Consider the following 11,426-nt stretch of genomic DNA (forward strand, 5'->3'; position numbering starts at 1 on the left):
GAATCGGCGCGGCCCCCTCTCGTACGGCTCACTCCTCGGCGTCGCCGTCGGACCCTTCGGGGCTCTCGCCCTGGGAACCTTCGGAGCCCTCGGAGGGCGTCTCCGGCCCCGAACTCTCCGGCGCCGATTCCGGACCCGGCCGCTCCGGCTTCGGCGGCCGTGTCCGGCCGCTGCCGGGGTCCCTCAGATACGAGGCGTCGCCGCCGTCCGTCGCGAGACCGGGGCCCGGTCCGGGACCGGGACCGCCGTCACGGCGTCGCAGATACCGCTCGAACTCCCTGGCGATCGCCTCGCCCGAGGCCTCCGGCAGCTCCGCGGTGTCCCGCGCCTCCTCCAGCGTCTGGACGTACTCCGCCACTTCGCTGTCCTCGGAGGCCAGTTGGTCCACGCCCAGCTGCCAGGCCCGCGCGTCCTCGGGCAGCTCGCCCAGCGGGATCCGCATGTCGATCAGATCCTCGAGCCGGTTCAGGAGCGCCAGCGTCGCCTTGGGGTTGGGCGGCTGCGACACATAGTGCGGTACCGCCGCCCACAGGCTCACCGCGGGCACACCCGCGTGCGTGCAGGCCTCCTGGAGGATGCCGACGATGCCCGTGGGGCCTTCGTAGCGGGTCTCCTCCAGATCCATCGTGCGTGCCAGATCCGGGTCGGATGTGACCCCGCTGACCGGCACGGGCCGCGTGTGCGGGGTGTCGCCGAGCAGCGCGCCCAGGATCACCACCATCTCCACGCCGAGCTCATGGGCGAAGCCCAGGATCTCGTTGCAGAACGAGCGCCAGCGCATCGACGGCTCGATCCCGCGCACCAGGACAAGGTCGCGCGGCTTGTCGCCGCCGACCCGGACCACGGAGAGCCTCGTCGTCGGCCAGGTGATCTTCCGGACGCCGCCGTCCAGCCACACCGTGGGCCGGTTGACCTGGAAGTCGTAGTAGTCCTCCGCGTCGAGCGCCGCGAACACCTCGCCCTTCCATTCCCGGTCCAGATGGGCGACCGCGGTGGAGGCGGCGTCGCCGGCGTCGTTCCAGCCCTCGAACGCGGCCACCATGACCGGGTCGATCAGCTCGGGAACCCCCTCGAGCTCGATCACCCAGTGCCTCCTTTTCGAAGTTCCTGTCGTACGGACCAACCTTACGGCTTTCCCACGGTCCGTCCGCAGCCCTCGTGCACCACCGGGAGCCGAAGCGGCCTTGATCGACTACCCACGAACCCGGCCCGGCACACGGCCCGGCTCAGCCCTCCCAGAGGGTGCTGGGCGCCTCCCGTCGTACGACCGGCGCGATCTCCTCGGCGAAGCGCCGCAGCGTCTCGATCTGCTCCGCGGTCGAAAGACCGAAGCCGTCGACCGAGACGGACTGCAGGTCATGACCGTAGACCTGGTGCCAGCCGAGGATCTTGTCGATGATCTGCTGCGGCGATCCGATCAGCTGCGGACCGTCCGCGATCGCGTCCTCGATCGTCCGGAACGGGGTGTTGTAGCCGGCCTTCCCCTCCAGATGCGGCTTGAAGTTCTGCCGCACCCGCGCCTTGTACAGCTCCTTGTACCGCGCGACCGCCTGCTCGGCCGTGTCGGCGATCAGCAGGCCGCCCGAACCCGCCGCCACGCGCGCGTGGGCCGGGTCGTGACCGTACTCCTCGAACTTCTCCCGGTAATGGGCGATCAGCTTCGCGTACGCCTCACGCGGCTGGATCGCGTTGGCCGTGAACAGCGGATCACCGTGCCTGGCCGCGAGTTCGGGGGAGTTGAGACTGGTGGCCGAGCCGTGCCAGACACGCGGGAGCCCCGCGTACGGCCGGGGGACGGTGGTCACGTCCTTGAGCGGGGGCCGGAACTCGCCCTCCCAGTCGACGCCTTCCTCGCTCCACAGCCGGCGCAGCAGCTCGTACTTCTCCTTCTGCAGATCCCACTGCCGCTCCTCGTCCAGGCCGAAGAGGTCGAAGTGGCCGGCCTCCGCCCCCTTGCCGATGACCAGCTCGATCCGGCCCCGGGAGATCTGGTCGAGCGTGGCGTAGTCCTCGGCGACCCTGACCGGGTCGAGGATCGCGACGACGGTGACCCCCGTCAGCAGCCTGATGCGGGAGGTACGGGCGGCCAGCGCGCCGAGCAGCACCGTGGGGGCGGAGGAGAGGAACGCCCCCGCATGCCGTTCGCCGATCGCGTAGGCGTCGAAGCCGAGTCGCTCGGCGGCCTCGCCGACCGCGAGGACCTCCTCCAACCGGTCTGCGGCGGAGGGGAGTTCGCCGGTGAGGGGATGCGGGGCGTGGCCGATGATGGAGAGCACCTGAAACTTCATGCCGGCAACTCTTCCCGCCCAGTGTTGCGGCGGGATGGCGGCCGTATGGCGCGGCTCCGGGCACGCGTAAGGGGCGGCCTCCCATGGAGACCGCCCCTTACCGGAACGCTACTTGCGGAGCATGTCCTCGACCTTGCCGCGGACCTCGTCCGTCGCCAGACCGCGGATCGTCAGCGTCGTACGGCGGCGCAGCACGTCGTCCGCCGTCTCCGCCCACTCGTGGTCACGGGCGTAGGCGACCTGCGCCCAGATCTCCGGCGCGTCCGGGTGGATACGCTCGCCGAGCTCGGGGTTCTCGTTCGCCATCCGGGCGATGTCGAAGGAGAGCGAACCGTAGTGCGTCGCCAGGTGCTTGGCGGTGTCGGCGGCCATCCGCGGGCCCGGGGCCGGGCCGTCGACGAGCAGCCGGTGCGCGACCGCGTTCGGGTTGGCGATGCCGGGCAGCGGCAGCCGCTTCGGCAGCGTCGAGACCGACTCGTAGTCCTCGCCCAGCGGGTGCCCCGGCAGGGACTCCAGCTTCTTCATCACCGTACGGCCGATGTGGCGGAAGGTCGTCCACTTGCCGCCGGCCACCGACAGCATCCCGCCGCGGCCCTCGGTGACGACCGTCTCGCGCTTGGCCTTGGAGGTGTCGCCGGGACCGCCCGGGAGCACCCGCAGACCCGCGAAGGCGTAGGTGATCAGATCGCGCGACAGCTGCTGGTCGCGGATGGAGAAGGCGGCCTCGTCCAGGATCTGGGCGGTGTCCTTCTCGGTGACCTCGACCTGGCCGGGGTCGCCCTCGTACTCCTCGTCGGTCGTGCCGAGCAGCAGCATGTCCTCCCAGGGGAGGGCGAAGGTGATGCGGTACTTGTCTATCGGGGTGGCCAGCGCGGCCTTCCACGGCGAGGTCCTCTTCAGGACGAGGTGCGCGCCCTTGGAGAGACGGATGGAGGGGGCCGCGTTCGGGTCCTCCATCTTCCGCAGGTGGTCGACCCACGGGCCGGTCGCGTTGAGCACCAGTCGGGCCGAGACACCGAACTCGTCGCCGCTGGTGCGGTCCTTCAGCTCCGCACCCGTGACCCGCCCACGGGTGAAGCGCAGCCCGGTGACCTCGGCGTGGTTGAGCACCGTGGCACCGGCCTCGACGGCCGCGCGGACCGTCATCAGCGCCATGCGCGCGTCGTTCATCTGGTCGTCGCCGTACACGGCCACGGCCTTCAGGTTGTCCGTGCGCAGCTCCGGCACGTCCTGCGCGGCCTTCGCCGGGCCGAGCAGGTGGCCGACGCCGTCACCGAACGCCGACAGGGCGGAGTAGGCGAAGACACCGGCGCCGAGCTTGGCCGCGCCGTGCGGGCCGCCCTTGTAGACGGGCAGGTAGAAGGTGAGGGGGTTGGCGAGGTGCGGTGCCACCTGGCGGGAGACCGCACGCCGCTCGAAGTGGTTCTCCGCCACCAGCTTCACCGCGCCGGTCTGCAGGTAGCGCAGACCGCCGTGGAGAAGCTTGGAGGAGGCGGAGGAGGTGGCGCCGGCGAAGTCGCCGGCGTCCACCAGGGCCACCCGCAGGCCCGACTGCGCGGCGTGCCAGGCGGTGGAGATGCCCAGGATGCCGCCGCCGATGACCAGGAGGTCGTACGTCGCCTTGGAAAGCTGCTCCCGGGTCTCGGCGCGGCTCGGAAGGGAACCGGCCGCCGGTCGCGTCCCAAGGGCAGGGACGCTCTGCAGGGTGGTCATGTCGATCTACTCCTCGTCCTCGATCCAGCCCATGGTCCGCTCGACGGCCTTGAGCCAGCTCTTGTACTCGCTGTCACGCCTGTCGGCGTCCATGCGAGGGGTCCATTCCGCCGCGCGGCGCCAGTTGGCGCGCAGGGCGTCGGTGTCCGGCCAGAAGCCGACGGCCAGGCCGGCGGCGTAGGCGGCACCGAGGCAGGTGGTCTCGGCGACCATCGGGCGCACGACCGGCGCGTCGAGGAAGTCCGAGAGGGTCTGCATCAGCAGGTTGTTGGAGGTCATGCCGCCGTCGACCTTGAGCGCGGTCAGCTCGACGCCGGAGTCCTTCGTCATGGCGTCGGTGATCTCGCGGGTCTGCCAGGCGGTGGCCTCGAGGACGGCGCGGGCGATGTGCGCCTTGGTGACGTACCGGGTGAGGCCGGCGATCACACCGCGGGCGTCGGAGCGCCAGTACGGGGCGAACAGGCCGGAGAAGGCCGGCACGAAGTAGGCGCCGCCGTTGTCCTCGACCGAGGACGCGAGGGTCTCGATCTCGGCGGCGGACTTGATCAGGCCCATCTGGTCGCGCATCCACTGCACCAGCGAACCGGTGACGGCGATCGAGCCCTCCAGGGCGTAGACCGGCTTCTGGTCGCCGATCTGGTAGCCGACCGTGGTCAGCAGGCCGCTGTAGGAATTGATGATCTTGTCGCTGGTGTTCATCAGCATGAAGGTGCCGGTGCCGTACGTGGACTTGGCCTCGCCCTCGGCGAAACACGTCTGGCCGAACAGGGCGGCCTGCTGGTCGCCGAGCGCGGAGGCGACCGGGACGCCGTCCAGGACGCCGCCCTTGACGGTGCCGTACACCTCGGCGGAGGAGCGGATCTCCGGCAGCACCTGCGCCGGGATCTCCATGGACTGCAGGATCTTGTCGTCCCAGGCCATGGTGTGCAGGTTCATCAGCATGGTGCGCGAGGCGTTGGTGACGTCGGTGACGTGGTGACCGCCCTCGACACCGCCCGTGAGGTTCCAGATGACCCAGGAGTCCATGGTGCCGAAGAGGATGTCGCCGCGCTCGGCGCGCTCGCGCAGACCCTCGACGTTGTCGAGCAGCCAGCGGACCTTCGGGCCGGAGAAGTACGAGGCGAGGGGCAGACCGGTCTCGCGGCGGAAGCGGTCCTGGCCGACGTTGCGGCCGAGCTCCTTGCAGAGGGCGTCGGTGCGGGTGTCCTGCCAGACGAGGGCGTTGTGGACGGGCTCACCGGTGGTCTTGTCCCAGAGCAGGGTGGTCTCGCGCTGGTTGGTGATGCCGATGGCCTTGACGTCGGCGGAGGTGATGCCGGCCTTGTCGATGGCGCCCGCCACGACTTCCTGGACGTTGGCCCAGATCTCGGCGGCGTCGTGCTCGACCCAGCCCGGCTTCGGGAAGATCTGCTCGTGCTCCTTCTGGTCGACCGAGACGATCCGGCCGTCCTTGTCGAAGACGATGCAGCGGGAGGAGGTGGTGCCCTGGTCGATGGCGGCGATGAACGGGCCGGCGGTGTGTGCGTCGGTCACGGTGTGCTCCAAGGAAGTCTGGGTGGAAGGACGACTCAGGCGAACGCGATGTTGTAGATACCCGCGGCGATCGCGCCACCCACCAGGGGGCCGACGACCGGGATCCATGCGTAGCCCCAGTCGGAGCCGCCCTTGTTCGGCAGCGGCAGCAGGGCGTGCACGATGCGCGGGCCGAGGTCACGGGCCGGGTTGATGGCGTAACCGGTCGGGCCACCGAGCGAGAGGCCGATGGAGACCACGACGAACGCGGTGATCAGGGCGCCGATGACGCCGAGGCCCTTGCCGCTGTCGTTGAGGCCCTGGGTGAGCACCGCGAGGACCAGCACGACCGTGCCGATGATCTCGGTGGCCAGGTTCTGCCAGACCACTCGGACCTCGGGTCCGGTGGAGAAGACACCGAGCACCGGACCGGCGTTCGGCGCGGCCTTCTGGTCGACCATGCCCTCCTCGTGAGGCGGCGCGGAGACGATCTCCGGGTCCGTGAGGTGGGCCTGGAACTGTCCGTAGTAAGCGATCCAGACCAGGAACGCGCCGAGCATGGCGCCGACCATCTGGCCCGCGAAGTAGACCGGAACGTTGCTCCAGTCCCCGTCCTTGAGGGCGATGCCGACGGTGACGGCCGGGTTCAGATGGGCGCCCGAGAGGGTACCCGTCATGTACACGGCGGTCATGACCGCGAAGCCCCATCCGAACGTGATGGCGAGCCATCCGGCGTTCTGAGCCTTCGAGCGCTTCAGTACAACGGCGGCGACGACGCCGCCGCCGAGCAGAATGAGTACGGCGGTACCAATGATCTCGCCGATGAAGATGTCGGAGCTGGACACCCGCGACTCCTTTGTCCTTCGTCCAGGGGAAGGCGAACCCCGGGTCCCTCCGGTGGTCCGCGCCCTCGTATGAGGGCGTTGCCGGCCCTTGGCACTGCCACACTCTAGCGCGTATTGCCGGTAGGTGTTCGGCAATGCCGACCGATGAACGGAAGTTTTGCCCCCTCGTGAAGAGCCCGTCAAGGGTTCGGTGGTCGATTGCTTCCCGCATGACCCGATCGTTACCGACGGGTTGCCGGGGTGCGAAGGCGGACACGCGAAGGCCCGGCCGCCATCAGGCGCCGGGCCGGTCGTCGTGTGCGGGGCAGGCTCCGTGTGCGGGCCGGGTGTGGCCCCTGGGAGCACCCCTCGCCGGGCGCTAGAAGCGCCCCGCGCCGAGGTCGCGGGAGACCGCGCGGGCACAGTCCCGCACCGCCGCGATCAGCTCCGAGCGCAGCTCGCCGTCGTCGCAGACCCGCTCCACGGCGCCGGTGATCGCCACCGCGCCCACCGGCATCCGGCGCCGGTCGTGGATCGGGGCGGCGACCGAGGCCACGCCCTCCCAGGTCTCCTCCACGTCGGCGGCCCAGCCCTTGGCGCGGGTCATGTCGAGCAGGGACTCGAACTCCTTGAGGTCCGTGACCGTGCGGGGCGTGAAGCCCTCGCGCGGCACCTCGAGGACCTCGCTGTGCGCCACCGGGTCGTAGGCGGACAGCACTTTGCCCAGGGCCGTGGAGTGCAGCGGCTGCATCGCCCCCACCTCCAGGACCTGGCGGCTGTCGTCCGGCCGGAAGACGTGGTGCACGATCAGCACGCCCTGCTGGTGCAGGACGCCCAGATGGACGCTCTCGCCGCTGGAGCGTGCCAGGTCGTCCGTCCAGACCAGTGCCCGCGCCCGCAGCTCGTGCACGTCCAGATAGCTGTTGCCCAGGCGCAGCAGCTCGGCGCCGAGCTGATAGCGGCCCGAGGGGGCGTCCTGTTCCACGAAGCCCTCGGCCTGCAGCGTGCGCAGAATGCCGTGCGCCGTGCCCTTGGCCAGACCGAGTGACGAGGCGATGTCGGACAGGCCGAGCCGACGCTCGCCGCCCGCGAGCAGTCGCAGCATCGCCGCCGCTCGTTCAAGCGACTGGATGTTCTTCGCCATCGCCCCGGCCCTTCTCCCTGTCCACATCCCGGCGGTCCCACGATCCCGGCGGTCCCGTGGATCTTACGGACAGGATTCCGTGGATCATGCTGTTCGGCAATGCTGAACACTATCGGTCGATGTCGACCAGTAGTTACTCAGACAGTGTCGTTCACGAACGGGTGTGACCGGGAGTCCCCGGACATAAGGATGCCGTCCGGCACGTGGGACGCAATGTCCACCCCGGCGTGCGCACGGTTAGTCTGGCCCCGTGCACCCTCCACCGAGAGTGCAAAGCCGACAGCCGTCGCACCCCAGGGAGCTCATCCATGGCCTCGTCGCCAACCCCTTCCGCCGACAGCCGGACCCGCGCCGCAACCCTCCGCGAGGCACTCGCGACCCGAGTGGTGGTGGCCGACGGAGCCATGGGCACCATGCTCCAGGCGCAGGACCCCACCCTCGAGGACTTCGAGAACCTCGAAGGCTGCAACGAGATCCTGAACGTGACCCGGCCGGACATCGTCCGCTCCGTGCACCAGGAGTACTTCGCCTCGGGCGTCGACTGCGTCGAGACCAACACCTTCGGCGCGAACCTCGCCGCGCTCGGCGAGTACGACATCCCCGAGCGGGTGTACGAGCTCTCCGAGTCCGGCGCCCGGATCGCCCGCGAGGTCGCCGACGAGTTCACCGCCTCCACCGGACAGCAGCGCTGGGTCCTCGGCTCCGTGGGCCCCGGCACCAAGCTGCCTACCCTCGGCCACGCCCCGTACACCGCCCTGCGCGACGCCTACCAGCAGAACGCCGAGGGCCTCATCGCGGGCGGCGCCGACGCGCTCCTCGTGGAGACGACCCAGGACCTGCTCCAGACCAAGGCGTCCGTCATCGGCGCCCGCCGTGCGCTGGACTCCCTCGGCATCGACGTGCCGCTGATCGTCTCCGTCACCGTCGAGACCACCGGCACCATGCTGCTCGGCTCCGAGATCGGCGCCGCGCTGACCGCGCTCGAGCCGCTCGGCATCGACATGATCGGCCTGAACTGCGCCACCGGCCCCGCCGAGATGAGCGAGCACCTGCGCTACCTCGCCCGGCACTCCCGTATCCCGCTGTCCTGCATGCCCAACGCCGGCCTGCCCGTCCTCGGCAAGAACGGCGCGCACTACCCGCTGACCCCGGTCGAGCTCGCCGACGCGCAGGAGACCTTCGTCCGCGAGTACGGCCTCTCCCTGATCGGCGGCTGCTGCGGTACGACCCCGGAACACCTGCGCCAGGTCGTCGAGCGGGTCCGCGGCCTCACCCCCACCGTCCGTGAGCCGCGCCCCGAGCCCGGCGCCGCCTCGCTCTACCAGACGGTCCCGTTCCGCCAGGACACCTCCTACATGGCGATCGGCGAGCGCACCAACGCCAACGGGTCCAAGAAGTTCCGCGAGGCCATGCTGGACGGCCGCTGGGACGACTGCGTGGAGATGGCGCGCGACCAGATCCGCGAGGGCGCGCACATGCTCGACCTCTGCGTCGACTACGTCGGCCGCGACGGCGTCGCCGACATGGAGGAGCTGGCCGGCCGCTTCGCCACCGCCTCCACCCTGCCGATCGTCCTCGACTCCACCGAGGTCGACGTCATCAGGGCCGGTCTGGAGAAGCTCGGCGGCCGCGCCGTCATCAACTCCGTCAACTACGAGGACGGTGACGGGCCCGACTCCCGCTTCGCCAAGGTCACCCGGCTGGCCCAGGAGCACGGCGCAGCGCTCATCGCGCTCACCATCGACGAGGAGGGCCAGGCCCGTACCGTCGAGCACAAGGTCGCCATCGCCGAGCGGCTCATCGACGACCTGACCGGCAACTGGGGCATCCACGAGTCGGACATCCTCATCGACACCCTCACCTTCACCATCTGCACCGGGCAGGAGGAGTCCCGCAAGGACGGCATCGCCACGATCGAGGCCATCCGCGAGCTGAAGCGGCGCCACCCGGACGTCCAGACCACGCTGGGTCTGTCCAACATCTCCTTCGGCCTCAACCCGGCCGCCCGCATCCTGCTCAACTCCGTCTTCCTCGACGAGTGCGTCAAGGCGGGACTGGACTCGGCCATCGTGCACGCGTCCAAGATCCTGCCGATCGCCCGCTTCGACGAGGAGCAGGTCACCACCGCCCTCGACCTGATCTACGACCGGCGACGCCCCCAGCAGGGGGACGAACCGGCCTACGACCCGCTGCAGAAGCTGATGGCGCTCTTCGAGGGCGCCACGACCAAGTCCATGAAGGCCGGCAAGACCGAGGAACTCCTCGCCCTGCCGCTGGAGGAGCGCCTCAAGCGCCGCATCATCGACGGCGAGAAGAACGGCCTGGAGGCCGACCTCGCCGAGGCCCTGCAGGAGCGCCCGGCCCTCGACATCGTCAACGAGACGCTGCTCGACGGCATGAAGGTCGTCGGCGAGCTCTTCGGCTCCGGCCAGATGCAGCTGCCGTTCGTGCTCCAGTCCGCCGAGGTCATGAAGACGGCCGTCGCCTACCTCGAACCGCACATGGAGAAGTCGGACGCCGAGGGCAAGGGCACGATCGTGCTGGCCACCGTCCGCGGTGACGTCCACGACATCGGCAAGAACCTCGTCGACATCATCCTGTCCAACAACGGCTACAACGTGGTGAACCTCGGCATCAAGCAGCCGGTCTCCGCGATCCTCGACGCCGCCGAGGAGCACCGCGCCGACGTCATCGGCATGTCCGGCCTGCTGGTCAAGTCCACGGTGATCATGAAGGAGAACCTGGAGGAGCTGAACCAGCGCGGCCTGGCCGCCGACTTCCCGGTCATCCTGGGCGGCGCCGCCCTCACCCGGGCGTACGTCGAGCAGGACCTCCACGAGATCTACCAGGGCGAGGTCCGCTACGCCCGCGACGCCTTCGAGGGCCTGCGCCTGATGGACGCCCTCATCGCCGTCAAGCGGGGCGTGCCCGGGGCGGCCCTGCCCGAGCTCAAGCAGCGCCGCGTCGCCCAGCGCGCCACGGCGCTCGAGGTCAACGAGCCCGAGGAGGGCGGCCGGTCGGACGTCTCCACCGACAACCCGGTGCCGGCGCCGCCGTTCTGGGGCACCCGCGTCGTCAAGGGCATCCAGCTCAAGGAGTACGCGAGCTGGCTCGACGAAGGCGCCCTGTTCAAGGGCCAGTGGGGCCTCAAGCAGAACCGGGCCGGTGACGGACCGTCGTACGACGAGCTGGTGGAGACCGAGGGCCGGCCGCGGCTGCGCGGCTGGCTGGAGCGCCTCCACACGGAGAACCTGCTGGAGGCGGCCGTCGTCCACGGCTACTTCCCGTGCGTCTCCAAGGGCGACGACCTGATCATCCTCGACGAGCAGGGCAACGAGCGGACCCGCTTCACCTTCCCGCGCCAGCGCCGCGGCCGCCGGCTGTGCCTGGCGGACTTCTTCCGCCCGGAGGAGTCCGGCGAGACCGATGTCGTCGGCCTCCAGGTCGTCACCGTCGGCTCGCGGATCGGCGAGGCCACCGCCAAGCTCTTCGAGTCCGACTCCTACCGCGACTACCTGGAGCTGCACGGTCTCTCCGTCCAGCTGGCCGAGGCCCTCGCCGAGTACTGGCACGCCCGGGTCCGTGCCGAGCTCGGCTTCGCGGGCGAGGACCCGGCCGACGTCGAGGACATGTTCGCTCTCAAGTACCGCGGCGCGCGGTTCTCGCTCGGCTACGGGGCCTGCCCCGACCTGGAGGACCGGGCGAAGATCGCCGAGCTGCTGCAGCCCGAGAGGATCGGCGTCCAGCTCTCGGAGGAGTTCCAGCTCCACCCCGAGCAGTCCACCGACGCGATCGTCATCCACCACCCCGAGGCGAAGTACTTCAACGCGCGCTGACACCTTTCGGCGCACGTCAGGGCGTGTATCCCTGCGTTCTCGGTGATCGAGACGTACACTGGTCGGTCCAGTGCAGGCCGGTCACCCTCCCCGTACCGGGGAGGGTGAC

7 protein-coding genes are annotated in these 11,426 nt (G+C 69.9%); 1 reads left to right on the forward strand and 6 read right to left on the reverse strand.

Annotation, left to right across the window (positions count from 1 at the left end):
* Positions 1-28: 28 nt before the first annotated feature.
* The 6 genes from ACFQ7Q_RS36085 to ACFQ7Q_RS36110 form a co-directional block, all read right to left on the reverse strand.
* Positions 29-1,084, reverse strand: coding sequence for a PAC2 family protein (locus ACFQ7Q_RS36085; RefSeq protein ID WP_383562847.1), 1,056 nt, complete (start codon positions 1,082-1,084; stop codon positions 29-31).
* A 142-nt stretch (positions 1,085-1,226) separates the two neighbouring features.
* A complete protein-coding gene (locus ACFQ7Q_RS36090; protein WP_383562850.1) occupies positions 1,227-2,288 on the reverse strand; it encodes an LLM class flavin-dependent oxidoreductase in 1,062 nt (353 codons plus the stop codon).
* A gap of 108 nt (positions 2,289-2,396) precedes the next feature.
* Positions 2,397-4,001, reverse strand: coding sequence for an FAD-dependent oxidoreductase (locus ACFQ7Q_RS36095; RefSeq protein WP_383562853.1), 1,605 nt, complete (start codon positions 3,999-4,001; stop codon positions 2,397-2,399).
* A 6-nt stretch (positions 4,002-4,007) separates the two neighbouring features.
* Positions 4,008-5,534 (reverse strand): glycerol kinase GlpK, encoded by a 1,527-nt coding sequence (gene glpK, locus ACFQ7Q_RS36100; RefSeq protein ID WP_383562856.1) that lies wholly within the window; start codon positions 5,532-5,534, stop codon positions 4,008-4,010.
* Positions 5,535-5,569: 35 nt separating this feature from the next.
* On the reverse strand, positions 5,570-6,358 hold the full coding sequence (locus tag ACFQ7Q_RS36105; protein ID WP_383562859.1) for an MIP/aquaporin family protein: 789 nt from the start codon (positions 6,356-6,358) through the stop codon (positions 5,570-5,572).
* 358 nt (positions 6,359-6,716) lie between these two features.
* The gene (locus ACFQ7Q_RS36110; RefSeq protein ID WP_376436191.1) at positions 6,717-7,481 is read right to left on the reverse strand and encodes an IclR family transcriptional regulator; all 765 of its coding nucleotides are present in this window, start codon (positions 7,479-7,481) and stop codon (positions 6,717-6,719) included.
* A gap of 308 nt (positions 7,482-7,789) precedes the next feature.
* Here ACFQ7Q_RS36110 and metH point away from each other — a divergent pair, with 308 nt between their 5' ends.
* Positions 7,790-11,317: a methionine synthase gene (metH, locus tag ACFQ7Q_RS36115; RefSeq protein WP_383562862.1), complete on the forward strand. Its 3,528-nt coding sequence runs from the start codon at positions 7,790-7,792 to the stop codon at positions 11,315-11,317.
* The last annotated feature ends 109 nt before the right edge of the window (positions 11,318-11,426 follow it).

The sequence above is a fragment of the Streptomyces sp. NPDC056527 genome, assembly GCF_042794475.1.
Classification (GTDB): domain Bacteria; phylum Actinomycetota; class Actinomycetes; order Streptomycetales; family Streptomycetaceae; genus Streptomyces.